Origin of the sequence: Nocardiopsis alba DSM 43377 (assembly GCF_000341225.1) — a bacterium.
GTDB lineage: Bacteria > Actinomycetota > Actinomycetes > Streptosporangiales > Streptosporangiaceae > Nocardiopsis > Nocardiopsis alba.
Genome location: NZ_ANAC01000023.1, coordinates 1 through 24,949, shown reverse-complemented (window position 1 = coordinate 24,949; position 24,949 = coordinate 1). Strand labels below are relative to the sequence as shown.

The following is a 24,949-nucleotide window of genomic DNA, read 5'->3' as shown; positions in this document are numbered from 1 at the left end:
AAGGGGGGATGTCCGTTGTTTCCGGACGGGATTCCCGTGGCCCATGGGCGTTCCGGGTCCGGAGAGACGCCGCCCCTCCGCGCGGCACATGACACGCCGGAGCCGCCCCTCGAGGAGGATCGGCACCCAGGCCCACCCTGACCTGTGTTCTCCGGTTCTCCGAGACCCCGACGGCACGCGGGACCGCCCATGGACGGGCACGGGGCTTGGCACAATCACGGCATGTCCATCCTCCAACGCTCCACCGCCCGAAGGTCGATCTCCCGACCGTCGGCGGCCTCGCTCCTGGTCGCTCTGCCCTTGGCCTGCCTCCTGCTGTCCGCGTGCGCCCCCGAAGGCGGCGCCGTGGGGGCCATCGCCACCGGGCACTTCTCGGCGCGCCACCACTTCCCCGTGATCATGGTCTCCTGGTGCGGCGACAGCCCTCCGGCCCGGATCGATCTGTCCTCCGAGGAGCACGAGTGGCGGTTGACCGCCACCAGGGAGTTCTCCGAGCAGCCGTTGGAGGTGAACCTGGCCGCGCCCGGCGAGGACTGGACCATCACGGACGGTTCGGGGGCGCCCGCCTATCGGATCGCGCCGGGCTCCCCCGATCTGGAGTACCTGTTGGGCGTGACCTCGGAGGCCGGGGTGGAGGGCGAGAACGAGAACGACATCGCCTCGTTGCGCTTCGACACCGAGACCCTGGCCGGCGACGACGGGGTGTACGTGGGAACCCACCAGGACGACCAGGGTTCCCTCGTCGATCGGGCCGCCTTCCCTCCGGAATGTTGATCCGGAGGAAGAAGAGCCACCACCTTTACGTGGTAGATCCATATAAGGGCGACATGTCCGATTGGCGGCGCCTCGGTCATGCCCCTTCAGCCGTGATCGACCGGTGGACGGTGGCGGGCGTACGACCATCCGCTCATCTCGGCTTCCCCCTGCCACATCCGAGGCGACCACTCCCGAGGAGCCCGCTCCACTCCCCCACCGTCCACCACCACCCACAAAGGCGATCTCGGATCAGGCTGAAAGGCATTGACGAAGTCCCAGAGCAGAGCCGGGGAGCGTACCTCGTCGTGCTCGATCACGGGGCCGCGCGCGTCGGCAGGCGGCATGTGCCCGGTCCGCCGATACTCCTCCGAGGACAGACGCAGGCCCAACCTGCCGAAGGCCGCGACCCTGCGCAGCACCGTCTCTCGGTGGAGGCGGTGGTCCTCCCCTTCCACAGGGCTCCGAAGATGCTCGCGGATCCGGTTCAGGAGCCTCTCCCCCTCCGGGGTCCTGGGGCCGATCTCCTGTTCCCATCTTCGTGAGAGCGCCACGCAGGCCCAGGTCGCCACCACCATGGGCGGCGTGAGAAGGAGAAGGAGGGGGGATTCACCGTAGAGCGCCACCAGGAACAGGCACATACACGCCACCACGGCGGGCAACGAGAACCCCGCCCCTGTGATCCGGCTCAAGAGATCGGCCCGTCGCCAGAGGCGGTGGATCCCCTCGGCATCGGTGCACAGCCCACGCTCGCGCAACCTCTCCAACGCCCCACGCACCTCGGAGTGAGAGACCACCTTCCCCAGAAGTTCGCTCGGGGAGCGTCTCCCGTCCGCGAGCTCGCGTATCAGGGAACGACGGACGGGTTCCAGAGCGTCGAGATCGACGTCGCGGCGGGCCCGGTCCGTCGGTTCCGCCCACGCACCCGAAGAGCTGCTCCCATGGTAGAGAAGACCGCCCAGATGCAGATCGAGGGCGCACACCTGGAGCAGCCGCGCGGGTCCCCCGGCCAAGAGGGCCAGTTCCTCCACCGACGGAGGAACCGGCTCGGTGAACGCGGCGTCCACCCTTCCGACCGAACCGTCCCGGGCCCGTTCCAGTCTTCGCACCGCGTGGGCCCCGGCCGCGAACAGGGCCGCGTACACCACCGACACCACCACGACCAGGGAGACCATCACCTGGGCCACGAGACCACCCTCTCACTCCGCTGGAACGGCGTGTACCCGAAGGCACCGAAGGTATGCGCCGGTGGCCCTCAACCGGACCTTCGCGCCGAACCCTTCGAAAGGGTCTTCGGGCACAGGGCCACCACCACGACGCAGACGAGGGCGAGCAGCGCACCGGCCCCGAACATGACCTGGTGGTCGAACCAGGGGGTGAGGGCCTCCAACACCGCCGGAACGAAGAAGCCCAGGTAGCTGATCGAGTAGAAGACGGCGGTCAGCCCCGCCAGACCGTCGGGGCCGGCCACCCGTTGGACCTCCCGGAGCCCGGTGACCAACAACGTCCCGTACCCGGCGCCCAACACGGCGGCGGCCACCATCGCGGCCGGGACGCTCGACGTGGCCGTCGCCCAGGCCGCCAGGGCCATACCGACGGCGGTGACGGCCAGGGCGACGATCACCGGACGCACGGAGTCCGTGACGGCCGGACGCCCGATCAGCCGCTGCGCGACCACGCCGCAGGCCAGGGCGATCAGACACATCAGTCCGGAGAAACCGATCTCCTGACCGGGCACCCGACCGGCCAACAGGTTGGGCAGGACGGCGTAGGCGCTGGCGGAGGCACCGAAGACCCAGGGGGCCATCGGCACGACCACCTGGAGGAAGCGGCGGTGCAGCGCGCTCGGGACCTTCAGGTCGTCCACCAGACGTCGCGCCCCTCCCCCGCGCTCCAGGGTCTCGGGGGCGCCGAACATCGCCACCGCGAGCAGAAGGGTGATCACGACGTTGACCGTGTAGGGCAGGATCGCCGCCATCGGGGCGAACTGGGCCAGCGAGGCCGCCACCACCGCTCCCAGCAGGAACCCCAGGGTCAGGGCCAGCGAGGCCCGAGAGGCGCCGGCGCCCGCCGAGGCCTTCGGGTCGAACGGCGCCTGGGACAACTCCTTGACCCAGCTGGTGCCCACCGCCATCACCAGGCCGAGCGCCAGCCCCGACAGGACGCGCCCGGCGAACAGCAGGGCCGCGGTCTCGGAGCCCAGGGCCAGCAGGACGCTTCCCGCCACGCACAGGAACGGCGCCGGGAACATGAGGGGACGGCGCCCGTAGCGGTCCGACAGCGGACCGCCGACGAGCAGCGCGGGCACGATGCCCAGCACGTAGGCACCGAGCAGGAGGTTGACGACCTGGGCGCTCATGCCGCTCTCCAGGCGGTACATGACGAGCAGGGGCGTGAACTCGTTCCCGCCCCAGGCGACGGCGAAGAGCATGCCGCACACCGCGAGCCATCCGGGGAGGGATCTTCGGCGGTGTCCGGACTCCGGGGTCCCCCCTCTTCGAGGACCGCGCGCCACGAGGGTGGCCATGGATATCGCTTCCTTCTCTGCGTGACGTACGAAAAAAGAGGGGGGTACGGGGGGTGTGTCCTTATGAGGGCGGTCGTGCCACCCGGGGTCACACGTTGGAGCCGTGGATGTCGTCGAGGTGTTCGACGGTGGCTCGCGCGAAGCCCTCGGCGTCGCCCTCGGCGATGAGCCGGGCGAGTTCGGTGTGCTGGGCCAGGACCCGCTCGGCCCGGGTGGCGTCGTCGCTGATCGACTGGGTGGTCATACGGCGGTGGCGGTCCTGGAGCAGGCGGTGGAACCCCTGGAGGATCGAGTTCCCGCCGGCGGCGACCACCTCGCGGTGGAACTCGACGTCGGCCCGGCTGAAGGCGGCCAGGTCGTTCTCCTCCCAGGCCCGACGCTGTTCGTCGATCACCTCGCGCAGACGCCTGACCAGCCGTTGCGATCCGCCCGCGGAGGCGCACACGGTCTCGACCGCCGTCGTCTCGATCATCCGACGCGCTTCGAGCACCTCGCGCGACTCGTGCGGCGGCACCGGCCGGACCAGGGCTCCGCGCTTGGGGTACAGGCGCATCCACCCTTCGGCCTGGAGCTGGAGGAAGGCCTCGCGCACGGGGGTGCGGCTCATCCCCAGCTCGGTGGCGATCCGCCCTTCGCTGAGCATGGTCCCGCCCTCGTACTCGCCGTCGAGGATGCGGTCCCGCACCACCGTGTAGGCCCGACCCGCCGAGGACTCCGGTGTCGTGGCGGCCGCGACCTCGACGCCCGGGCCGTCCGTACCGATGCCGTTCATCGTGCCTCCAAGCTTGGATACAACATAGATACTAGTTGTACACCAGGCCGGTCCGGACGAGAGACGGAGCACATCGGGCCCCTTGGGGGTGGCACGGAGCGGCCCGGCCGTCCGAGGGGACGACCGGGCCGGCGAGGGGACGTCTCAGCGCCGCCAGCTCCGCCACAGGCGGGCGTAACGACCGTCGAGGGCGACCAGTTCGTCGTGGGGCCCCTCCTCCACGACGCGCCCCTGGTCCATGACCACGATCCGGTCGGCGGTACGGGCCTGGGTCAGGCGATGGGCGACCACCAGGGTGGTGCGCCCCTTGGTGGCGGCCGACGCGGCCTCCTCCAACAGCCGGGCGCCCGAGCTCCCGGCCTCGGCCGTGGCCTCGTCGAGCACCGCCAGGTCGGGGTCGGCCAGCGCCAGTCGGGCCAGCGCCAGGTGCTGGGCCTGTTCGGCGGTGAGTTCGTGCCCGCCCTCGCCCACGACGGTGTCGAGCCCCTCGGGCAGGGACCGGACCAGGTCGAGGGCGCCGACGGTCTCCAGCGCGTCCTCCACCTCGCCCCGGTCGGCGTCGGAGCGGGCCAGACGCAGGTCCTCCAGGAGGGTGCCCGAGAAGACGTGCGTCTCCTGGCTGACCAGGAAGACGTGTTCGCGCACCCGGCGTTCACCGAGCTCGTCCAAGGGGATCCCGCCCAGGTAGACCGTGCCGGAGGCCGGGGTGATCAGGCCCGCGACCACGGCGGCCAGCGTGGTCTTGCCCGCCCCGCTGGCCCCGACCAGCGCCACCCGTTCGCCCGGGGCGACCTCCAGGGAGACCCCGTCCAGGGCCTTGGGCGCTCCGGGCGCGTAGGCGTGGGCGACCTCCTCCACCCGCAGGGAGGATCCGGCCGGCCCCTCCTGCGCCCCGGGGTCCTCCGCCGCCGGCAGGTCGACCACCCCGGCGAGCCGGGCCAGGCTCGCCCCGGCCTGCTGAACGTCGTTGAAGTTCATGACCAGGAAGCCGATCGGCCCGAAGAGCCGGTGGAAGTACAGGGCCGCGGCGGTGACCATGCCCACGGTGACCAGGTCGTCGCGCACCAGCCAGAAGCCCACCACCAGGACCGCGCCCAGGCCGACCAGTTCGGAACCGTTCATCCTGGCGCCGAGCCGGGTGAACAGGCGGAACACGTCCAGGGTCAGGTTCATGGCGGTCAGGGAGCGTTCGGCGATGCACTCCTCGTGCACGTCCTCCAACCGGTAGGCGCGCACGGTGTCGCGGCCTCGGAGGGCGCCCATCAGGGCGTGGGAACGCTCGCCCATGGCGACGCGTTCGCGTGCGTAGTAGGGGGCCGAACGCGGCATGTACCAGCGCACGGCCCAGGTGTAGAAGGGCAGGGCGGCCAGACCGGCCAGCCCCAGGCGCCAGTCGAGGGCGGTCATGCCCGCCGTGGTGAGCACGACGGTGGCCAGCGCGGTGACGACCTCGGGGCCGTTGCGGGCGATGGCGGTGGTGACCACGGCGACGTCGTCGCCCACGCGGGAGAGCAGGTCACCGATGCGCACCCGTTCCAGCCGGGCGGCGGGCATGTGCAGGATCCGCTCCATGACCCGTTCGCGCAGCCGGGCCAGGACGGTCTCGCCCACTCGGCTGACCTGCCAGGCCCCCAGGCCGACGAGGATACCGCCGACGAGGGCGGCCCCGGCGATGAGCAGGGCGGAGCGGAGGATGGCCTCCGGTCCGGCGCCCGAGGAGATGTCGTCGACCATCGTGCCCAGCGCCCAGGGCGCCACGAGACCGGCGGCGCTGCCGGCCAGGACCGTGAGGAGGGCCAGGGCGGTGCTCCCGGGGATGGAGCGCAGACCTTCGCCGAGCACCCCCCAGGTGCGTCGGGCCCCGGCGGTGGGCAGCAGGTCGGGACCGGCGGGTGCCCCTTCCGCGCGGCTGTCGGCGGGCCGGGTGGTGTCGGTGCTCAACGTAGAACCGCCTCGCGATAGTGGGGGTCGTCCTCGACCAGCCGGGTGTGGGTCCCCTCGGCGTGGATCCGGCCTTCGCGCAGGACCAGGACCCGGTCGGCCCTGGCCAGCAGGGCCGGGCTGCTCGCGATGACGAGCGTGGCCCCGCCTCGGGCCGCCCTCAGGGTGGCCACGCCCTGGGCGATGGCCTCCTCGGTGACGGCGTCGACGGCGGTGGTGGGGTCGTGCAGGACCAGGACCGGTGGGTCGGCGGCCAGTGCCCGGGCCAGGGCGACCCGTTGACGTTGGCCTCCGGAGAGGTCGGTGGCGCGGTCGCGCACGGGCCGGTCGAGGCCGTCGGGGTGGCCGTCGACCAGTTCGGTGGCGGCCGCCGCCTCCAGGGCGGTCATCAGGCGGGTCTCGTCGTGGTCGGGGCCGGTGACCAGGTTGGAGCGCAGGGTGCCCTCGAACAGGGAGACGCCGTGCTCCTCCACCAGGACGGTACGGCGCAGGGAGGCCAGATCGAGCTCCTCGATGGGGATCCCTCCGACCGTGGTGGCCCCTCGGGCTTCGTTCGCCCGTCCGGAGAGCAGGTCGACCAGGGCCTCGGCGTCGCGCGGGTCGGTGGTGAGCACCCCGACGAGTTCGCCGCGGCGCAGCGTCAGGTCGACGTCGTCCAGGGTGCGGTGGCCGGCCCCGCGCAACGCGAGGATCGGTTCGTCCGACGGGTCCTCCTCCGCGGCCGAGAGGGGGAGCACCCGGTCGCCGGGGGTGACGGCGTCGGGGGCGCCGAGCAGTCGGACCATGCGTCGGGCGGAGGCCTTGGCGATGGCGAACAGTTGGCCGACCATCCCCAGCCCCTTGATGGGTTCGGCGAGGAACTGGGCCAGCCCCACCACGATGACGAGCTCTCCGACGGTGAGGCGTCCCTGGAGCGCCATCCAGCCGGAGGCCCCGGCCACGCAGGCCAGGAAGACGGCTCCGGCGGCGGTGACCAGGCCGGTGTAGACGCCGTTGCTGGCGGCGGCGCCGACCGAGGCCGTCAGGGCGCGGTCGCTGACCTCGCGGTAGCGCAGGGCCGCGTCGCGCCGCGCGCCGATGCCCATGAGGACGCGCAGCCCGCCGACCAGGTCGGTGGCCACAGCGGCGGCGCGGGCCGCGGTGGCCTGCTTGTCCTCGGTGCGTCGGGTGATCCGGGCGGCGGGAAAGCGCAGGGCCAGGAGCATCAGGGGCAGTCCCACGAGCACCCCGAGCCCCAGGGGGACGTCGATGCTCAGCAGGACGACGGTGGTGGCGACGATCGCGGTGACCTGGCCGATGCCGATCGCCCAGGCCCGCGCGTAGGAGGCGGCCTGGTCGGCGTCGGAGGTGGCCACGGCCAGGATCTCCCCGGAGCGCAGGCCGCTGCGTTCACCGTGCGGGTGCAGGACCCGGTGGGCCGATTCCAGCCGCAGCAGGTGGGCCTCGCGTTCGGCGACGCCGAGGGTGAGGCGGGCTCCGGTGCGATAGGCCAGTGCCAGGACGGTGAAGAGGAGGGCCAGCCCTCCCACGCACCACGCCAGGGCGACGACGTCGCCGGTGGCCACGGCCAGGTCGATGGTGAGCCCGATCGCGACCGGGACGAGCACCTCGCAGAGTTGGTGGAGGGAGAGGAAGAAGGCCCCGAGGGCGATGGGGCCGCGGTGGCGACGCAGAGTGCGCGAGCGCAGGGCCGCCGCGTCGGTCGGGGGTGGTTCGTCGGGGGCGGTCCGACCCTCGGCTGCGGTCATGTGGTCGCTCGTCCTCCGTCGCTGTCCTGGACTTTCACCTGTGGGAGGGCCTGTTCCGGAGCGGGCCCCGCGCAAGGGTATCCGGGGGGTTCGAACACTCTCGCGCTGGGATGACCGTCTCATCCGGGGATGCCCTGTTCCCCTTCGGCATGATATTGGTTAGCCTAACCTCACTATCCACCGTCGGTCGAAGGGTCTCGCGTTGCGCATCCAGTTCCCGAGTCACCGTCAGATGCTCCGTGCCCGGGTCGTGCGTACCGAGCGGACCACCGCCAACTTCATCACCGTGACCGTCGGCGGCCCCGACCTGGCCCGCTTCGAGTTCCTCGGACTGGACCAGTGCGTGCGGGTCTTCCTCGCCCGCCCCGGACAGGACCGGCTCACCATGCCCGAGTCCGCCGACGAGCGCTGGTACCCCGAGTACCGCGAGATGCCGGACGAGGTCCGCCCCTACGTGCGCAACTACACGATGCGCCGTTTCGACCCCGACGCCCTGGAACTGGACATCGAGTTCGTCGCCCACGGCGACGAGAGCCCCGCCTCCGGCTGGGCGCTCTCCGCTCGGCCCGGGGACGAGGTCGGACTGTTCCCCGAGGGGATCTACTACCTGCCCCCGGCCGACACCGACTGGCAGCTCCTGGTCGGCGACGAGAGCGCGGTCCCCGCCCTGCTCTCCATCGTCGAGGGTGCGTCCGAGGACCTGCGCGCGCAGGTCTACCTGGAGGTCCCCTCCCAGCAGGACGTGCGCACCGTGAACGCCCCTCCGGGGGTGCGGGTGCACTGGCTGCCGCGTCAGGACCCGCACGCGACCCCGGGGCGTCTGGCCCTGGAGACCGTGCGTTCGGCGACGCTCCCCAAGGGCCGCCCCTACTGCTGGGTGGCCGGGGAGAACGGTCTGCCCACCGGGCTGCGACGGGCCCTGGTCCGTGAACACGGCGTGCCCAAGTCCGACATCACCTTCCTGGGCTACTGGCGCCAGGGTGTGGCCGCGATCGCCTGAATCCGGCCGCGATCCCCCACGCCGGGTCCTTCGGGCCCGGCCGCCCCCTGTTCTCCGTTCCCATGACCGCGTCCACTCCGGGCGCGCCGTCCCTTCACCGAGGTCCCATGAACACCGGCCCTTCCCGCCGTCTCGGCCTGCTCGCCGTCGGCGCCCTGTCCACCGTCCTGCTCTCCGCCTGTGGTGGCGGCACCTCCGATTCCGAGGACTCCGGTGCGAGCGCCGAGGGCTTCCCCGTCACCGTCGAGACCCTGTTCGGCGACGTGACCGTCGAGGATCGTCCCGAGAACGTCGTCGCCCTGGGCTGGTCGGACGCCGAGACCGCTCTGGCCCTCGGGGTCCAGCCGGTGGGCGTGGCCGACTGGCAGGGCTACGGCGCCCCCTACGTCGGCCCGTGGGCGGCCGACCTGCTCGACTCCGAACCGGTCGAGCTGGGCACGATGGAGCCGAACCTGGAGGCGATCGCCTCCCTGGACCCGGACGTGGTCCTGGACACCCGCTCCGACAACTCCGCGGAGCGTGACGATCTGCTCGAACCGGTCGGCCCGGTGGTCGGACCTCCGCCCGAGGTCGAGGTCACCTACGGCACCACCTGGCGGCAGCAGACCCGCCAGGTCGCGGCGGCCCTGGGCGAGGAGGCTCGCGGCGAGGAGCTCGTCACCGAGCTGGAGGAGCGGTTCGAGAGCCTGCGGGAGGAGAACCCGGAGTTCGCCGACACGACCATCGCGGTGGGCGCCTACTTCGACGGCCAGTACGGGGCCTACGTCCCCGGTGACACCCGGGTGGACGTGCTCACCGAGCTCGGTTTCGAGTACGACCCCGATCTGGTGGAGAAGGCCGACGGCGCCTTCTACCTCGACCTGAGCCCCGAGCTCGTGGAGACGCTGGACGCCGACCTGACGGTGATCTTCCCGATCGGGGACACCGCCGACCTCCTGCACGAGGACCCGGTGCTACAGAACATCCCCTCCGCCGAGGACGGTCGTCTGCTCATCCTGGACGACCCGGAGACGGTCAACGCGTTCTCCAGCGGTTCCACTCTGGGCATCCACCACGCCTTGGACGAGATCATCCCCCTCATCGAGGGGACCCTGGAGGGCTGAGGCCTCGGTACTCCGAAGGGGGCGCCCCGCCGTACGGCGGGGCGCCCCCTTTCTCTCGCGTCGGGTCCTCAGACGGTCTCGACGGAGGCGTGGTACCGGCCGATCGGCAGCATCATGGGCCGCCCCGAGGTGGGGTCGGTGATGATCCGACTGCGCAGACCGAACACGGCCTCGACCGTCTCCGGGGTGAGCACCCGCTCCGGCTCCCCCTCGGCGTACAGACGCCCGTCGGCGAGGGCGACGAGGTGGTCGGCGTAGCGGGCGGCCAGGTTCAGGTCGTGCAGGACCAGCACGATGGTGGTGCCCAGCGTGCGGTTGAGGTCGGTGAGCAGGTCCAGGACCTCCACCTGGTGGCTGACGTCGAGGAACGTGGTGGGTTCGTCGAGCAGGAGCAGGTCGGTGCGCTGAGCCAGGGCCATCGCGATCCACACCCGTTGACGCTGCCCGCCGGAGAGCTCGTCGACGGCCCGGTCCACGAGATCGGCCGTCCCGGTGGAGTCGAGGGCGGCGGCGACCGCCTCGTCGTCCTCCCGGCTCCAGCGGGACAGGACCCGCTGGTGGGGGTGGCGTCCGCGGCCGACCAGGTCGCCGACGGTGATGCCCTCGGGGGCGATCGGCGACTGCGGGAGCAGGCCGAGCGTGCGGGCGAGCTCCTTGGAGGGCATCCGGTGGACCTCGCGGCCGTCCAGGAGCACCCGACCCTCCTTGGGCGACAGGAGCCGGGACATCGAACGCAGCAGGGTCGACTTGCCGCAGGCGTTGGCGCCCACGATCGCGGTGATCCGCCCCGGCGGGACGCCCAGGTCCAAGGAGTCGATGACGGTCCGGTCCCGGTATCCGAGGGTGAGGTCCTCGACGAGCAGTGTGCGGTCCGTGGTCACAGGGAGCCTCCCGCGCGGTGGGTGCGAACGATGAGATACACGAGATAGGGGGCGCCGAGCACGCCGGTGACCACGCCGACCGGGTAGCGGGTGCCCAGGAGGAACTGGCCGACCAGGTCGGCGACGAGCACCAGGAGCGCGCCGACCAGGGCCGAGGGGAGCAGGAGGGAGCCGTCCGGCCCCACCAGCCGGGCCGCGATCGGCCCGCACAGGAAGGCCACGAAGGCGATCGGTCCGGCCGCGGCGGTGGCGAAGGCGATGAGCGCGACCGCCGCGGTGACCGCGATCAGCCGGGTGAGGTTCGCGCGCACGCCCAGGGCCGAGGCGGTGTCGTCCCCCAGCTGGAACAGCGAGAGGTCGTTCGCCCGGGACAGCAGTACGGGGGCGATGAGGGCCAGGGCGATCACGACGGGGACGACCCTGTTCCAGTCGGTGCCGTTGAGGCTGCCGGTCAGCCACCGCAGCGCCTCCTGGAGGTCCCATTCGGGGGCTCGGTCGAGGACGTAGGAGGTGACGCTGTCCAACATCGCCGCGACCCCGATGCCGATGAGGATGAGCCGGGTCCCGGCCACGCCTCCCTTGTAAGCGAGCGCGTACACGAGGGTGGAGATCGCCAGACCGGAGACGATCGCCACCACCGAGACCGTGGGGCCGCTCAGCCCCAGGACGACGATCGCGAAGGTCGCAGCAGCGCTCGCCCCCGAGCTGATCCCGATGATGTCCGGGCTGGCCAGGGGGTTGCGCAGCATGGTCTGGAAGGTGGACCCGGCGAGCCCGAAGCACAGTCCGGCCGCGACCGCGAGGGCGGCGCGCGGCAGGCGCAGCCGGCCCACGGTGAAGGAGGCGCCCGGCACGTCGTGACCCAGGACGACCCGCAGCACATCCCCGGGCGGGTAGAAGGTCCGGCCCACCATCAGGGTGAGGGCGAACACGACGACGATGAGGACGGCCAGGGCCACGATGACGGTGCGTCTACGCCGTGTCCGGCGGACGCGCCCCCGGGTCACGGCCCGGAGAGTGGCCGTGGACGGGGCGGTGGACAGGGACGGGTTCACAGCGAGCGGACCTTCTGACGGCGGACGATGTGGATGAAGAAGGGGGCGCCGATGAGGGCGGTCACGATCCCGACGTCGATCTGGGCCGGGCGGGCCACGATCCGGCCGACCACGTCCGCCGCGGTGAGCAGCGCGGCCCCGCCCAGGGCGGAGAAGGGGATCAGCCATCGGTGACCGGGGCCGGTCAGGAGCCGGCACACGTGCGGTACGACCAGCCCGACGAAGGCGATCGGCCCGGTGACGGCGGTGGCGGCGCCGCACAGGGTCACCGCGCCCAGCGAGGCCCCGCCTCGGGCCAGGGCCACCCTCTCCCCCAGGCCGGCGGCCAGGTCGTCGCCCAGGGCCAGCATGTCGAGTCCGCGCGCGCACGCCAGGCACAGCGCGAAGCCCACGACCAGGAAGGGCAGGATCTGCGTCAGCGAGTCGTAGGTCGCGCCGCCCACCCCGCCGATCTGCCAGGAGCGGACCCCGCCGGCGATGTCGTTGCGCGGCAGGACGATGGCGCTGATGAACGAGGACAGGGCGGCCGAGACGGCCGTGCCCGCCAGCGCGAGTTTGAGCGGGGTGGCGCCGCCCCGGCCCAGGGAGCCGATGATGTAGACGAAGACGGCGGTGATCCCGCCTCCGACGACGGCCGCCCAGACGAAGTGGGTGGCCGAGGCCAGGCCGAAGGAGGCCATCCCCACGACCACGGCGAGCGAGGCTCCCATGTTCACGCCGAGGATGCCGGGGTCGGCGATGGGGTTGCGGGTCACGCCCTGCATGACCGCCCCGGCCACGCCCAGGGCCGCGCCGGCCAGGACCGCGAGCAGGGTGCGGGGGACGCGTTTGGCCACGGCCGCCTCGTCGAACCCCTCCACCGAGCCGCCCAGCGCCGCCACGATGGCGTCCCGGCCGACGTCGCGCGTGCCGACGGCCACGGAGACGCACATCAGGCCGAGGACCACCAGGACCAGCGCCGCGAGCCCCAGGACGCGCAGGCGTCGTGGGCGTCGCACGGCGCCGATCCCGGCGGGTTCGGCGGGACGGGTGTCCGTCGTGGTCACCGGTCCCCTTCCGCGGCCTCGGCCAGGAGCGACAGGTAGTCGTCCAGGACCCAGGAGATCGACAGGGGTGTGGGGTTGGCGGCGGTGCCCAGCGGCGCGTCGCCCGGCAGGCTCACCACTGCCCCCTTCTCCACGGCGGGCATCTGGGACAGGAGCGGGTCGCCTTCGAGGGCCTCGACGGTCTCTTCGCCGCCGTAGGTGACGATGATGTCGACGTCGTCGAAGACGTCGGCCTGCTCGGCGGCGCGGGTGAGCGCGAAGAGGTCGGTCTCGGCCGAGACCTCGGCGACGCTCTCGGGGGTGCTCATCCCCAGGTCCTCGAAGAACAGGGCCCGGGTGTCGTGCGTGGTGTAGAAGCCGACCTCGCTGAGGTCGGTGGTGTCCACGTGGGTCAGGAACATGGTGGAGCGGCCCTCGATCTCCGGGTGGTCGGCGACCGCCTCCTCGATCTCGCCCTCCAGTTCGGTGACGAGCTCCCGCCCCTCCTCCTCCAGGCCCAGGGCCCGGCTGTTGATCTCGATCATCTCCCGCCACGGGGTGCCCCAGGCGGTCTCGGGGTAGGCGACGACGGGGGCGATCTCGCTCAGGGTGTCGTAGTCCTCCTGGGTGAGGCCGGAGTAGGCGGCCAGGATGACGTCGGGGGCGGTGTCGGCGACCGCCTCGAAGTCGATGCCGTCGGTCTCGTCGAACAGCACCGGGGTCTCGGCGTCCAGTTCCTCCAGTCGTTCGTCGACCCAGGGGAGGACGCCGTCGCCATCGTCGTCGCCGAAGTCGGCGGAGGCCATGCCCACGGGGACGACCCCCAGGGCGAGGGGGACCTCGTGGTTGGCCCAGTTGACGGTGGCCACCCGTTCGGGGCGGTTCTCGATGGTGGTGGTGCCCAGGGCGTGCTCGATGGTGATGGGTTCCCAGTCCCCGGAGGTCTCGGAGGCCTCTTCGGTCCCGCCCGGGGAGCAGGCCACGAGTCCGGCGGTCATCAGTACGGCGGTGAGGGGGACGACCGACCTCGTCACTCGGCGCATGTCTTCCTTTCGTTCGTGGGGCGTCGGCCCCGTCCGGCGCGTTCCCGTCCCGCCCGGCCGCGCTCGGGCACCCGGGGCGAGGAAATGAACACCGTGGGTGACCACATGAGAGCGGAGCGGGACCCTTCGACGACGACACAGGGGGATGGCACGACGCCGGACCGGGCCGCACATCGAAGTAAGGATTGCCTAACCAAACCTAGAGCGCCGCACTCGACCGTGCAATCACTCAGATGTGACACCGTTATTCGCGAAACGGACATTCAGCGCACGAATGTTCCCTCACCAGACCCCTGGGACACCGGCGTCAGCCCGCGCGAAAACGCCCCGGACTCATCCCCGTCACCCGCCGGAAGGCCGTACTGAACGAACTGGCCGAGCGATAACCGACCCGCTCGGCGACCTCGTCGATACCGTCGCCCCGCGCGAGCATCGTGATCGCGTGCTGCACCCGCGCGGCCGCCGTCCAACGGCTGAAACCGAGCCCGGTCGCCTCGTGGAAGGCGCGTGTGATGGTCCTCGCGCTCACCCCGAGCCGCGCCGCCCACACGGCCAGGGTGGTGGTGTCGGCCGGGTCCTCGCGCAACGTCTCGACGATGGGCCGCAGCAGGGGCGACTCGGGGTAGTCCAGCAGGAGTTCGCCCTGGGCCGGGGCGAGGAGGTCGAGCACCATCGCCTCGGTCCTGGCGCGCGATTCGGCGGAGAGCTCCCCCTCCTCCAGCCTTCCGAGCAGAAGCCTCAACAGGGGCGTGATCTCGACGGAGACCGGACGCTCGGACAGCGGGGCGACCTCGCGGACGCTGAACTGGACCGCGTGGTGCCAGGTGCCCGCGGGCGTCCACCCCGAATGCGGCACCCCGGCAGGGATCCACAGACCGATCGACGGGGTGATGGACCACACGCGGGAGCCGACCGTCGCCGAGGAGGCGCCCCGCAGATTCCAGAGCAGCTCGTGCGTGGGGTGGGAGTGCTCCTCCCAATAGGTGTCGCGGCCGATCACCTCGTCGCTGCCCAGGACGACGAAGGGCACGTCGATCTCACCGGCGGCGTAGGACGGCAGCCGCCGGCTGTCGACCCCCTCCCGACGAGGCCCTTCGAGCTCTGAGACACGCACGTCGTCCAGGTTACGCACCGCCCGAGGGCCCGCGCGCTCCCCCACCATGTCTAGAATGAAAACCGTTTTCATTCCTAAATCGGAAGGGAGGTCGGATGCGGAACACCACCGCTCCCCCCGACCCCGAAGCCCCCCTCCAGAGCCCGCCCGCCCCCGCGCCGGCCCCCGAACACCGACCGCGCCGCCTGGCCACCCCCGCCGGAACCGCCGTCGCGGCGACGTTCCTGGCCCTGTTCCTCCTCCTGTCCGCGGTCCTGGCGATCGGCCTCGGATCGGCCGTGATCCCGCCCCTGGAGACCCTCCGCCACCTCTGGGCGGCGTTGACCGGCGGCGTCATCTCGGCCGACGAGGTCACCCGTCACCAGGTCGTCTGGGAGATCCGCGCCCCGAGGGTCCTCCTGGCCGCCGTGGTCGGCGCGGGCCTGGGCGCGGTGGGCGTCGCCGTCCAGGCGATGGTCCGCAACCCCCTGGCCGACCCCTACATCCTCGGCGTCTCCTCCGGGGCCTCGGTGGGCGCGGTCCTGGTCGGCGTGGTCGGTGGTCTGGCCGCCCTGGGCGTCTACGCCGTCTCCGTCGGGGCCTTCCTCGGCGCCCTGGCCGCCACCCTGCTCGTCTACGCCATCGCCCACGATCGTCGAGGGGTCACCCCCCTGCGTCTGGTCCTGACCGGGGTCGCCCTGTCCTTCGGCTTCCAGGCGATCATGAGCGTGATCGTCTACCTGGCCCCCGGCAACGAGGCCACCGGCACCGTCCTGTACTGGACCATGGGCGGCTTCGGCGGCGCCACCTGGGGCACCCTGCCCCCGGCCGCCGCCACGATCCTGATCGGCGTCCTCCTCCTGCGCCGTATGTCCCGCCCTCTGGACGTCATGGCCCTGGGCGACGAGGCCGCCGCCGGGCTGGGCGTGGACGCCCCGCGCCTGCGCCGACGCCTGTTCCTGCTCACCGCCGTCATGACCGGCGCGATGGTCGCGGTCAGCGGGGCGATCGGATTCGTCGGCCTGGTCGTCCCCCACATCGTCCGCATCCTCGTGGGCGCCGACCATCGCCGCGTCCTGGCCGTCGCCCCCTTGGCCGGGGCCGTCCTCATGGTCTGGGTCGACCTGGTGGCCCGGGTCGTCGCCGCCCCGCGCGAACTGCCCCTGGGCGTGATCACCGCCCTGGTCGGCGTTCCGGTCTTCATCACCCTGATGCGCCGGCGCGGCTACCTGTTCGGAGGTCGCTGATGGAACTGCGTCTGGACGGCCTCTCCGTCGACCTGGACGGGCGGCGGATCGTACGGCGGCTCACCCTCGACGTGCCCGACGGCCGGGTGGTCGGCCTCGTCGGCCCCAACGGATCGGGGAAGTCGACCGCCCTGCGCTGCGTCTACCGGGCCCTGTCCCCCGATGAGGGACAGGTGCTGGTCGACGGGGACGACCTCGCCGCGATGAGCATGCGCGACTCGGCACGACGGATCGCCGCGCTCACCCAGGAGGGCGGCGTCGACCTCGACTTCACCGTCGAGGAGCTGGTCGCCCTGGGGCGCACCCCGCACCTGCCCGGCGGCCGGCGGCTCGACGCCCGCGAACGCGAGCTGTGCCGGTGGGCGATGGCCCGGATGGGCGTGTCCCACCTGGCCGGGCGCGGGGTGCTCGAACTCTCCGGCGGCGAACGTCAACGCGTCCTCGTGGCCCGCGCCCTGGTCCAGGAACCCCGGGTGCTGGTCCTGGACGAGCCCACCAACCACCTCGACGTGCACCACCGCCTCGAACTGCTCGCCCTGGTCCGCGAGTCGGGCGTGACCGCGCTCGTGGTCCTGCACGACCTCAACCTGGCCGCCGCGGCCTGCGACGTCATCGGCGTGCTCTCCGAGGGCGCGCTCGTGGCCGTCGGAACGCCCGAGGAGGTCCTGACCGAGGAGCTCCTCCACACGGTCTTCGGGGTCGAGGCCACCGTCGTCGCCCACCCCCGGACCGGCCGTACCCAGCTGCTCTACCACCTGCCCACCGCACGAAAGGAAGCCTGATGTCCCTCCCCTCCCCCACCACCAGAATCCCCCGCCCCGCCGTCCCCTTCGCCTGCGCGGCGCTCGCGCTCACCGTCCTGTCCACCGCCTGCGGGGCCCGCATCGAGGAGGACGGGACGGCCGCCTCCACCACCACCGTCCTTCGTTGTGGAGAGGAGGTGGAGTACACCATGCCCCGGCGGGCGGTCGCCTACGAGGGCGGCAGCGCCGACAAACTGTTCGCCCTCGGCCTGGCCGACCACGTGCACGGTTACGTGATGCCCCCGGCCAACCCTCCGGTGGAGGAGTCGCCCTGGGCCGAGGACTACGCCCGGGTGGAGTTCCTCGGCGACGACCTGCTCAACCGGGAGCTGGTCGTGGAGGCCGAGGCCGACCTGGTGGTGGCCGGCTGGCGGTCCGGTTTCAGCGACGAGCGCGGGATCACCCCGCGGATCCTGGACGGGCTCGGCATCCAGAGCTTCATGCACACCGAGTCCTGTTACAACTATCCGGGCTTCCCCGAACGGGAGACGCCCTTCGAGGGGCTCTACACCGACCTGGAACGACTCGGCGCGATCTTCGGGGTGCCCGAACGCGCCGAGGAGCTGGTCGAGGGGTACCGCGAACGGGTGGACCGGGTGGTCGAACGGGCCCCGGAGGGCGACCCCGTGTCGGTCTTCCTCTACGACTCCGGCACCGACCAGGCGTTCACCGCCGGATCCCAGGTGCCACCACAGGACATCATCTCCCACGCCGGGGGCGAGAACGTCTTCGGTGACCTGGACGAACGCTGGACCCGGGTCGGCTGGGAGGCCGTGGTCGACGCCGACCCCGAGGTGATCATCGTGCTGGACTACGGCGAGCAGTCGGCCGAGGACAAGATCGACTTCCTCACCTCCTTCCCCGCGCTGGCCGAGGTACCGGCGGTGGTGGAGGAGAACTTCTTCGTCCTGGACTACAACGAGGGCATCTCCGGGCCGCGGAACATCGACGGGCTGGAGAGGTTCGCCGACTACCTGCGCGCACTGGAGGAGGACCCGGCCTGACCCGAGGGGCGGGCGACCACCCCTCCCACCACCCTCCGCGTCCGGAGCGACACGTTCCGAAGGGAAACGTCCGAGATATCAGACCCTTCCCTCTCGCACCCCCTGGGTGACCTGGGTCACCTCCTGGTTCACTGCCGGGACCGTGCGTTTCGGAACGACGAGAGGAGCGCGGGTGAGCGAGGGAACCACCGTCGAGAGGACGCCCGGGGTCTGGCGTCTGGTGGTCTACAGCGGCATCGGGATCTTCATGTTCTTCGTGCCCTTGACCATCGGCGACCGTAACGCCATCCCCCTGGACCATCTGGTCGGCCTCGTCCAGAAAGGCCTCGGTCCGACCCTGCCCTACGTCATCTGGCTGATCATCGCGGCGGGCACGGTGGTCCCCTTCGCCACCGGCGCGTGGCGGCGCGACCGGGTCCGGACGGTGTTCGCCCTCCTGAACGTCGTCGGCCTGGTCGCCGCCACCATGGTGGTCCTGGAGGTCGGCCCGGCCTGGTTCCTGCAGGAGGACCTGGCCCCGTTCCTGTTCGACTCCGTCGCCGTCAACGTCGGCCTGCTCGTCCCCGTCGGGGCGGTCTTCCTCGCCCTCCTGGTCGGCTACGGCCTGCTGGAGTTCGTCGGCGTGCTCATGCAACGCGTCATGCGACCCCTGTGGCGTGTCCCCGGACGGTCCGCCGTCGACGCCGCCGCCTCGTTCGTCGGAAGCTACTCGCTCGGACTGCTGATCACCGACCGCGTGTACCGCTCCGGCCGGTACACCGGTCGGGAGGCGGCCATCATCGCCGTCGGCTTCTCCACCGTCTCGGTGACGTTCATGGTGGTCATCGCCAACACCCTCGACCTGATGGGGATGTGGACGACCTACTTCCTGCTGTCGCTGTTCGTCACCTACGCGGTCACGGCGATCCTCGTCCGCGTCCCGCCGCTGAGCCGGATCCCCGACACCCCGTTCCCCGGGGCGACGGCCCATCCCGAGGAGAGGATCGACGAACGACGCCTCCAGGCCGCCTGGGCGGAGGCCCGCAGGGCGCTGCGCGCGGCGCCTCCCCTGGCCCGGGGCGTGCGGACCAACCTCGTCGAGGGCGTGCGGATGTCGATGTCCATCCTGCCGTCGATCATGTCGGTCGGAACATTCGGCCTGATCCTGGCCCGGTACACCCCCGTCTTCGACCTGATGGGCTACCTCCTCCTGCCCTTCACCTGGCTGGTCCGTCTCCCCGAACCGGCCGAGACCGCCAAGGCCCTCTCCGCCGGTATCGCCGAGGTGTTCCTGCCCGCGACCATGACCGCGGGCGCGGAGGACGCGGTCCTGCGCCTGGTCGTGGGGGTGGTGTCGGTGTCGGCCATCGTCTTCTTCTCCGCTCTGGTCCCCTGCGTCCTGGCCACGAGCATCCCGTTGACGGTGTGGAACCTGGTGGTGATCTGGTTCCAGCGGGTGGCCCTGAGCGTCCTCATCACCACCCCTCTGGCCTACCTGCTGGTCGGCTCCTGAGGCTCGGCACGCGGTAGCGGGTGGGGCTTCACCGGGGAAGAGGGGCGTGCTCCGGCCGGAACCGGTCTCTTTTCGAAGAGGCCCCTCCCCTATGCGCCGGGGGTTCGTGGAAGAGGGTTCGTCCGGGGCGTTCCGGTGGTGGGGTGGTCGTTGGTCGGGGGCCGCACCCGAAGTGCGCTTCGGGTGCGGCCCCCTGCGGAGGGTCCCGATCGGAGCCGCCGGGTCTCCAGTCCCGCGGCTCCGATATCCAGCCGGCCCTCACGATCTATGGCTGCTCCGACCCGTCGAGTGCGGAGCGGTCTTCTTCGCATCGTTGCGCGAAGGTTCGTGGAGGGGCCGGAGGTGGTGGTGACACCCCCGGCCCGCTCCCCCACGACCCCACCCGGATCCAGGTCCGGGCGAGGCCTTCGCCACCCGAAGGCGGCGGGGCTTGGTGGGCGCGGCGGTACGGGACCTTGACGGAGTTCGCGGAGGGGTGGTCCGTGTCGTCCGAGGTCGACCGCGCCGCCGCGCCGGCTTTCACACCGCTGTCGCGGTCCGTCGGCGGGTCATCGTCCGGGTTCGGTGAGCAGGCGTTGAACGTCGGACTTGAAGTAGCGACGGTGTCCGCCCAGGGTGCGAACCCAGCGCAGTCTGCCTTCCTGGGCCCACAGACGGACGGTCTTGGGATCCACCCGGAAGGCCTGCGCGACCTCCTGTGGGGTGAGCAGGTCCATGGGGTCGACATCCGGCTGCGTCATGTTCTTCTCTCAAAAGGGGGTCGTTATCAGGGGTCGTGGAAAAACGTGGTCGTTCAACGTGTCCGTGTCCGGGCGGCGTGCAGCGCGGCCAAGACCTGCACCAGGCGCCCCTCGGCGTCGTCCAACAGCGCGCTACGTCGGGCCGGGCTGTTACCCGCCCACTGCGCACGGGTGAGATAGCGGGCGGCGTCCTCCGCGGCGCTGGCCCCGGCCAACAAGGTGGGGCCGCAGGCCGGGCGGGCGGCCTGGTCCCACGCCGGACGGGTCCCCTCGACCTGCCGACGCCGGGTCTGAAGCGGCAGTTGGGCCTGGTCCCACAGCAGGTAGGCCTGCTCCCGACCCTCTTGATCGGCTTCGTACGAGTCGAGAAGCCTGGTCAGGAGCTCGTGGGAGGGGCGGATGCGTCCGGTCTCGATCCGCGAGACCGTCGACTGATCCACCCCCGAGAGTCGGTAGCCGCTCAACCCGGCCCTCTTGCGCAGCCGTTTCAGGTGGACGCCCAATGCTTTCTTGGACTCGGTGCACAGGGAGTCCGCGTCCTGATCCACCTGGGTCTCCTTGCTCTTCGCCGACATGGGCCGGTCATCGTTCATACGGTGTTCGGGCTGTTCGGGGCCGGGTGGACAAGAGGTGCGAGAGCTTCTCTGTGCTTCCGAGCAGGGGTGGGCCCCAGGAGGGCGCCGGTGAGGGCGCGCCTCCTGGGACACCGGACGGGCCACGCGTTGCTGCTGCCAGGCCGCAAGTGCCCCGTCGTCTTGGTGGGAGTTGCTAGGCCAGGGTGCGCACCAGCGCGTCCCAAGCGCTGCCCGGCAGGGTCAGTCGGACCTGGTCGGGGTTCTGGGTGTCGCCCATCAACACGTTCCCGTCGTCGATGAGCTTGGCGGCGGCGCAGTTGGAAGCGCCCTGAGAGGCTTCGGCCTTGTGCCACACCCCGGCGGTCAGGGACCTACGGCCCTGGGTCTCGACGATCTTCATGAAATATCCTCGATCTGCTTTGGTTTTCGCTTGAAACCCCGGGAAGCGGCGGCAACCGCCCCCGGGAACGAGCCCACGCGGGCTCTACGGTGCCCTCACTCGTACGGTGAGGGCACCGAGTCTTTTCACGACCCGATCAGCCGGTCTCGACGCAGCCGTCAGGCCGGGCGAGGGTGGTCAGGGCGGCGATCGGCGGCTCTCCCCGGCCCGGGTCATCCGGCGGCGAGGCCCGCCACCGCCACCCTGCGGTCTCGAAGACCTTCCGCAGCCCCTCCGGCTCGCGTGCCACCAACCGGGTATCCGCCCCCTGTTCCACGGCTTGGCCGGTATAGACATCGGCGGCGCCGTTCATCCCGGACAGATGGGTGATCCCCCAGCCGCTGCCCGGAGCCAGCCGGGAGGCCAACGCCTCCACCAACCCGGCCAGTTCTTCGTCTTCGAGGTGGTCCAGGGTCAGGGTGGAGAGCACCCCCACCGGCACCGACAGATCCAGATGCTCACCCAACGCGGCGGTCAGGCCCCCCGGGTAACGCAGGTCCAGGTCCAAGACCCGCACGTTGTACCCCCGAACCTGAGCCGGATGCTCCCACCACGCCCGAGCGGCGGCCAAGGCGGCGAGATCGTGGTCGACATAGACCGTCCGAGCCTGAGGTCCCCACAACACCCGACCCCGCTCGTGCGGGGCGCGGCGCATCGTCGGTAGCCCGCAGCCCAGATCCACGACTTGGGGGAAGGAGCGGCAGACCGCGTCGACCACACCTTCGCGGGCTTTGCGGTGCACCAACATCTGCCCCGCCAGACCGGGTGAGGCCTCGGCCATCTTGACGGCGACATGGCGGTCCTGGCTCCAGGAGTCCTTGCCGTAGTCCAGGTAATCGAACGTCCGGGCCGCGTTGGTCAACGCCCATTCCTCACGATCCAACAAAGTTCCACTGCGGGCCGCGCCCCAGGTCATCGTCATCGCTACCCCCGCGCTCGCGTCGTGGTTCGGGTAAGGGGCGGTGCCTGTGGCCCTGGCGCGTCGGACCTGGTCGACGATGCCCTGGAGGTAGTAGTAACGACGGCCCACATGCAGAGCCGGGATCACGCCTTCGCGGGCCCAGCGGGCTGCGGTCGCATACGACACCCCCCACTCCGAGGCGGCCTGGCCAGGGGTCAAGAGGTCGTCCATGTCCGACCCCCTTGCGCCAGGTATCGGCGTATGGCCACGCCGAGTTCTTGGGTGCCGGCGTCCTGCTCGGCCCGCTCGGCTTCGCGCAGTTGCCGTTCCACGCGGGAGCGTTCGTCCAAAATCCCGTCGACCAACAGCCGAGCCAGACTCAACCGGTGATCGACCCGAGCCAACCGCTGCTGGACACTCAACCGACCCAACAACCGCAACGCGCTCAACTCCGCGGCCGCGTTCTGCTCCACCGAACGCGAAGCAGGAGCCGGCGAGGTGGACGGGGGACGCGGGGTGCGCCGGGGAAGAGGGACCGGAGGCTTCGGCGGAGCGGGCCGCTCAGGATCGCCGGAGGTCGGAAGAAACCCGGCCCAATGAGCGAACCGGCGCCGAAGACCGAACCAGCTCTTCCGCACCTTTGGGATGACCGGGCTAGTAGCGGCGGCGGTGGTGTCGGTGGTTTTGGGTGGGGTGAGGGTTTCCGTCCGGGCTGTCGGGGCATACGTGCCCCTCCGAGACGGCTGGGCGTGCGTGCCCCGCTGCGCCGGTGGGGTGAACGTGGTGGGTGGGAGGGTGCGTCGGACCTGTGTCGGGATCATGCTCATGGCGTTCTGCTCCTTGCTTCTGGTCAGGGAAGTTCGATCCGGGCCTTGACCGTCACCGGTAGGCCTGCGCATCCGTCCCAGTCCCAATAGAAGGAGAGTGAAGCCACCCGCCCCAGACCACCGCCGTGGCTCTTCTGCTCCGGGAACGAGAGCTTCTTACGGCCCGGGGTGGGTCCGGCGTCGGTGACCATGATCGACAACAGATACCGCGAACGTTCCAACATCAGCGTGAGCGTCTGATCAGGAGCACCCGAGTGAGAATGACGATGGGCGTTGTCCATCAACTCCCACGCGATCAACGACGCCCGGTTCGCGATCTCAGCAGCCGCCATCGGGTTGGCGATCCCCCGAGCAGCATGCCGACGCACCCAACGCTGCGCGGCAGCACGAGCCGCGACCGTGTGCCGAACCCGCAGGCCCAGCCTGTCGGGATCGGGGTAGTGGAGCACTTGGTAGGCAAAGGACAAAGGCCTGTCGTGGCGCGGCCTCAGAGCAGTACACTTCATGGCATCTCACCTCGGGCATATCGGGGTGGGTCACAACCCCGGGCGGCCGCCTTCGACTTCGGCCCCCGGGGTTCTTGTTGTTCAGAGTTCGATTCGCGCCTTCTGTTCGAAACGAACCAATATCGTCCTCCCTCACCAAGGGTGAGAGCCAAGGAGGTCACCCCGTGATCTATCGCGCTCACGAGAACCTTTGCCCCAGAAACCCTCAAATCCCTCAGCAAGGGAGCATCTGACCTGAAACCTCCCCTTGGTTTCTCTTGAACCAAAGGGGGTGCCGCAGGCACCTGATGATGACTATGCCAAGCCGCAGGTCAGAGGGCCAGTGATACAACCAATCAGGGATTCAATGTTTCATAGGGGTTGTAAAAAGTAACCATCCGTAGTTAGCTAGTTCCATGGGAGACAAGGTGCTACCCGAATGGCGTGGGTTTGGTGAACTACTTCGGCGACACCGCAAGAGAGCTGGTTTTTCACTTGCCGAGGTCGGCAAAGGACTGTCCCTGAGCGGGGGGATGGTCGGCCACCTAGAGAGGGCGACAAGGGCCCCAATCAAGGCTCATGTTCGCAAACTGGACGAGATGTTCGCTACCGATGGCGAGCTGTTACAACAATGGCTGGATGTCGTTGAGGGGAAAGATGTCCTGCCATGGTTCAAGGATGCGCTGGAATCCGAACTCCGCTCCAGGAAGATCTGCGAGTACCACCCCATCCTGATCCCAGGGCTACTCCAGACCCCCGAGTACACCCGTGTACTCGTCACGGCTCGGCAGGTGCGGAAGACTCAGGAGGAGATCGAGGAGGTTGTTGAACTCCGCGTGAACAGGCTGCCGAACCTTACCCAGCGCCCTCTGCTGTGGTTCGTAGTGGACCAAATCGTCGTTGACAGGATCGTCGGCGATGAGGAGATCATGTACAAGCAGCTTCACCACATCGTCAAGCTGGCCAAGGACGATAAGATCCGGTTCCAGGTGATCCCGGGCGAAGTGCGAAGGCACTGTGGTCTCTGCGGACCGTTTCGCCTGATGACGATGAACGACAACCGCAAGATCGTCCGTATGGAACACACCCTGGGAGGCACTGCCTTCGACAAGGATGGTGAGATTGAGGAGATGGCGGAGTTGTTCGGGGCACTGCAAGCAGAGGCCCTGTCCCCCATCCGTTCCGTTGAGCTAATCCAGGACATCATGAAGGGCTTGAAATGAACGAACAGTGGGCCTGGCACACGTCATCCCACAGTGACGGTCGCGGTGGTGACTGCGTGGAGGTCGCGGAGGGATGTGAGACTCACGTCCGCGACACCAAGAACAGGGAGAGCGGCCATCTTTCCTTCCCCGCAGTCGAGTGGAGCGCGCTCCTTCGGGCGACATCATCTAGGTAACCGAGGCTGCTCATAGACCGACCCCCGCCAGGCTCCTTAGGTTCTAACGGTCGTTGCAACACCCCATCTCTGAAGGGGTGCGATGAACGACTTCCA

25 protein-coding genes are annotated in these 24,949 nt (G+C 70.4%); 9 read left to right on the top strand and 16 right to left on the bottom strand.

Features of this window, described 5'->3' with window-relative positions; translation table 11 throughout:
• Positions 1–222 precede the first annotated feature (222 nt).
• Positions 223–774 (top strand): hypothetical protein, encoded by a 552-nt coding sequence (locus D451_RS0121835; protein ID WP_017535968.1) that lies wholly within the window; start codon positions 223–225, stop codon positions 772–774.
• An 86-nt stretch (positions 775–860) separates the two neighbouring features.
• Here the strand turns inward: D451_RS0121835 and D451_RS0121830 are convergent, their stop codons facing one another.
• The 5 genes from D451_RS0121830 to D451_RS0121810 all read right to left on the bottom strand — a co-directional run bounded on the left by D451_RS0121830 (position 861) and on the right by D451_RS0121810 (position 7,741).
• The gene (locus D451_RS0121830) at positions 861–1,940 is read right to left on the bottom strand and encodes a TIGR04222 domain-containing membrane protein (protein ID WP_017535967.1); all 1,080 of its coding nucleotides are present in this window, start codon (positions 1,938–1,940) and stop codon (positions 861–863) included.
• A gap of 68 nt (positions 1,941–2,008) precedes the next feature.
• Positions 2,009–3,280 carry an MFS transporter gene (locus tag D451_RS26800; protein ID WP_051067486.1) on the bottom strand — a complete coding sequence of 424 codons (1,272 nt, stop codon included), beginning with the start codon at positions 3,278–3,280 and terminating at the stop codon, positions 2,009–2,011.
• A gap of 88 nt (positions 3,281–3,368) precedes the next feature.
• Positions 3,369–4,052 carry a GntR family transcriptional regulator gene (locus tag D451_RS0121820; protein ID WP_017535965.1) on the bottom strand — a complete coding sequence of 228 codons (684 nt, stop codon included), beginning with the start codon at positions 4,050–4,052 and terminating at the stop codon, positions 3,369–3,371.
• A gap of 144 nt (positions 4,053–4,196) precedes the next feature.
• The gene (locus D451_RS0121815) at positions 4,197–5,993 is read right to left on the bottom strand and encodes an ABC transporter ATP-binding protein (RefSeq protein ID WP_017535964.1); all 1,797 of its coding nucleotides are present in this window, start codon (positions 5,991–5,993) and stop codon (positions 4,197–4,199) included.
• A complete protein-coding gene (locus tag D451_RS0121810) occupies positions 5,990–7,741 on the bottom strand; it encodes an ABC transporter ATP-binding protein (protein ID WP_017535963.1) in 1,752 nt (583 codons plus the stop codon). The genes D451_RS0121815 and D451_RS0121810 overlap by 4 nt, the downstream gene beginning before the upstream one ends.
• Before the next feature lie 232 nt (positions 7,742–7,973).
• Here D451_RS0121810 and D451_RS0121805 point away from each other — a divergent pair, with 232 nt between their 5' ends.
• Both D451_RS0121805 and D451_RS0121800 read left to right on the top strand, forming a co-directional pair.
• The gene (locus tag D451_RS0121805) at positions 7,974–8,741 is read left to right on the top strand and encodes a siderophore-interacting protein (RefSeq protein WP_026125264.1); all 768 of its coding nucleotides are present in this window, start codon (positions 7,974–7,976) and stop codon (positions 8,739–8,741) included.
• 107 nt (positions 8,742–8,848) lie between these two features.
• Positions 8,849–9,844, top strand: coding sequence for an ABC transporter substrate-binding protein (locus D451_RS0121800; RefSeq protein WP_017535962.1), 996 nt, complete (start codon positions 8,849–8,851; stop codon positions 9,842–9,844).
• Positions 9,845–9,912: 68 nt separating this feature from the next.
• Here D451_RS0121800 and D451_RS0121795 read toward each other — a convergent pair whose 3' ends face one another.
• The 5 genes from D451_RS0121795 to D451_RS0121775 form a co-directional block, all read right to left on the bottom strand.
• Positions 9,913–10,725, bottom strand: coding sequence for an ABC transporter ATP-binding protein (locus D451_RS0121795; RefSeq protein ID WP_017535961.1), 813 nt, complete (start codon positions 10,723–10,725; stop codon positions 9,913–9,915).
• Complete coding sequence (locus tag D451_RS0121790; protein WP_017535960.1) at positions 10,722–11,780, bottom strand: FecCD family ABC transporter permease; 1,059 nt, start codon at positions 11,778–11,780, stop codon at positions 10,722–10,724. The genes D451_RS0121795 and D451_RS0121790 overlap by 4 nt, the downstream gene beginning before the upstream one ends.
• Complete coding sequence (locus D451_RS0121785) at positions 11,777–12,826, bottom strand: FecCD family ABC transporter permease (protein ID WP_017535959.1); 1,050 nt, start codon at positions 12,824–12,826, stop codon at positions 11,777–11,779. Before D451_RS0121785 ends, D451_RS0121790 begins: the two co-directional genes overlap by 4 nt.
• Positions 12,823–13,848 (bottom strand): iron-siderophore ABC transporter substrate-binding protein, encoded by a 1,026-nt coding sequence (locus D451_RS0121780; protein WP_026125263.1) that lies wholly within the window; start codon positions 13,846–13,848, stop codon positions 12,823–12,825. Before D451_RS0121780 ends, D451_RS0121785 begins: the two co-directional genes overlap by 4 nt.
• Before the next feature lie 307 nt (positions 13,849–14,155).
• Positions 14,156–15,010 (bottom strand): helix-turn-helix domain-containing protein, encoded by an 855-nt coding sequence (locus tag D451_RS0121775; RefSeq protein WP_014909377.1) that lies wholly within the window; start codon positions 15,008–15,010, stop codon positions 14,156–14,158.
• A gap of 47 nt (positions 15,011–15,057) precedes the next feature.
• Between D451_RS0121775 and D451_RS0121770 the strand changes: the two genes are divergently transcribed.
• The 4 genes from D451_RS0121770 to D451_RS0121755 all read left to right on the top strand — a co-directional run bounded on the left by D451_RS0121770 (position 15,058) and on the right by D451_RS0121755 (position 19,487).
• Positions 15,058–16,188: a FecCD family ABC transporter permease gene (locus D451_RS0121770; RefSeq protein ID WP_014911873.1), complete on the top strand. Its 1,131-nt coding sequence runs from the start codon at positions 15,058–15,060 to the stop codon at positions 16,186–16,188.
• On the top strand, positions 16,188–16,970 hold the full coding sequence (locus D451_RS0121765) for an ABC transporter ATP-binding protein (protein ID WP_014910666.1): 783 nt from the start codon (positions 16,188–16,190) through the stop codon (positions 16,968–16,970). Before D451_RS0121770 ends, D451_RS0121765 begins: the two co-directional genes overlap by 1 nt.
• Positions 16,970–17,995 carry an ABC transporter substrate-binding protein gene (locus D451_RS0121760; protein WP_014913437.1) on the top strand — a complete coding sequence of 342 codons (1,026 nt, stop codon included), beginning with the start codon at positions 16,970–16,972 and terminating at the stop codon, positions 17,993–17,995. Before D451_RS0121765 ends, D451_RS0121760 begins: the two co-directional genes overlap by 1 nt.
• A 172-nt stretch (positions 17,996–18,167) precedes the next feature.
• Positions 18,168–19,487, top strand: a complete 1,320-nt coding sequence (locus tag D451_RS0121755) for a YjiH family protein (RefSeq protein ID WP_017535957.1) — start codon at positions 18,168–18,170, stop codon at positions 19,485–19,487.
• Between the two features lie 548 nt (positions 19,488–20,035).
• Here the strand turns inward: D451_RS0121755 and D451_RS0121750 are convergent.
• The 6 genes from D451_RS0121750 to D451_RS0121725 form a co-directional block, all read right to left on the bottom strand.
• Positions 20,036–20,203: a BldC family transcriptional regulator gene (locus D451_RS0121750; RefSeq protein WP_014910824.1), complete on the bottom strand. Its 168-nt coding sequence runs from the start codon at positions 20,201–20,203 to the stop codon at positions 20,036–20,038.
• 77 nt (positions 20,204–20,280) lie between these two features.
• Positions 20,281–20,802 (bottom strand): helix-turn-helix domain-containing protein, encoded by a 522-nt coding sequence (locus D451_RS0121745; RefSeq protein ID WP_026125261.1) that lies wholly within the window; start codon positions 20,800–20,802, stop codon positions 20,281–20,283.
• A gap of 193 nt (positions 20,803–20,995) precedes the next feature.
• The gene (locus tag D451_RS0121740; RefSeq protein ID WP_017535956.1) at positions 20,996–21,202 is read right to left on the bottom strand and encodes a DUF397 domain-containing protein; all 207 of its coding nucleotides are present in this window, start codon (positions 21,200–21,202) and stop codon (positions 20,996–20,998) included.
• 136 nt (positions 21,203–21,338) lie between these two features.
• On the bottom strand, positions 21,339–22,373 hold the full coding sequence (locus D451_RS0121735) for a helix-turn-helix domain-containing protein (protein WP_017535955.1): 1,035 nt from the start codon (positions 22,371–22,373) through the stop codon (positions 21,339–21,341).
• A complete protein-coding gene (locus tag D451_RS27490) occupies positions 22,358–22,615 on the bottom strand; it encodes a hypothetical protein (RefSeq protein WP_026125260.1) in 258 nt (85 codons plus the stop codon). The genes D451_RS0121735 and D451_RS27490 overlap by 16 nt, the downstream gene beginning before the upstream one ends.
• Positions 22,616–22,992: 377 nt before the next feature.
• Positions 22,993–23,193: a hypothetical protein gene (locus D451_RS0121725; protein WP_017535954.1), complete on the bottom strand. Its 201-nt coding sequence runs from the start codon at positions 23,191–23,193 to the stop codon at positions 22,993–22,995.
• Between the two features lie 677 nt (positions 23,194–23,870).
• Between D451_RS0121725 and D451_RS0121720 the strand changes: the two genes are divergently transcribed.
• Positions 23,871–24,677 carry a helix-turn-helix domain-containing protein gene (locus tag D451_RS0121720; RefSeq protein WP_081616114.1) on the top strand — a complete coding sequence of 269 codons (807 nt, stop codon included), beginning with the start codon at positions 23,871–23,873 and terminating at the stop codon, positions 24,675–24,677.
• Entirely contained in the window at positions 24,674–24,853 is a 180-nt protein-coding gene (locus D451_RS27485) for a DUF397 domain-containing protein (protein WP_017535952.1), read from the top strand. The genes D451_RS0121720 and D451_RS27485 overlap by 4 nt, the downstream gene beginning before the upstream one ends.
• Positions 24,854–24,949 lie beyond the last annotated feature (96 nt).